Source organism: Kocuria sp. CPCC 205260, assembly GCF_040981045.1.
In the GTDB taxonomy this organism is placed as follows: Bacteria; Actinomycetota; Actinomycetes; order Actinomycetales; family Micrococcaceae; genus Kocuria; species Kocuria palustris.
This window is the reverse complement of the sequence record NZ_JAVKPT010000083.1, coordinates 1-546: the sequence shown is the minus strand read 5'-3', so window position 1 is coordinate 546 and position 546 is coordinate 1. Positions and strand designations below refer to the sequence as shown.

At 64.8% G+C, this 546-nt stretch carries 1 protein-coding gene and 1 pseudogene; both read right to left on the bottom strand.

All coding sequences use genetic code 11. The features are described 5' to 3' along the window. Nucleotides 1-320, bottom strand: a pseudogene (locus tag RF645_RS13300) (50S ribosomal protein L2); the annotation flags it as partial. Nucleotides 321-350: 30 nt separating this feature from the next. Next, a partial coding sequence (rplW, locus tag RF645_RS13295; protein WP_368819275.1) for a 50S ribosomal protein L23 occupies nucleotides 351-546 on the bottom strand: 196 nt, incomplete at its 5' end.

The window sequence follows — 546 nt, the reverse complement described above, 5'->3', positions numbered from 1 at the left end:
GCGATGATGTAGCGCTTGGAGCCGTCCACGAAGTGCAGCAGCGCGATGCGCGCGGTGCGGTTCGGGTCGTACTCGATGTGCGCGACCTTGGCGTCGACGCCGTCCTTGTCGTGGCGACGGAAGTCGATGACGCGGTACTGGCGCTTGTGCCCGCCACCCTTGTGCCGGGTGGTGATGCGGCCGGTGTTGTTCCGCCCGCCCTTCTTGGGCAGCGGCCGGACCAGCGACTTCTCGGGGGTCGTGCGCGTGATTTCTGCGAAGTCGGCAACGGAGGAGCCGCGACGGCCCGGGGTTGTCGGCTTGTGCTTACGGATAGCCATGTGTCAGTTCCTCGTTAAAGTGGTCTCCGCTCAGGCGAGCGGACCGCCGAAGATGTCGATGGTGCCTTCCTTGAGGGTCACAACGGCACGCTTGGTGCCCTTGCGCTGACCCCAGCCGAAGCGCGTGCGCTTCCGCTTCCCGGCACGGTTGATGGTGTTCACGGACTCGACCTTGACGCCGAAGATCTGCTCGACGGCGTACTTGATCTGGGTCTTGTTCGAGTCG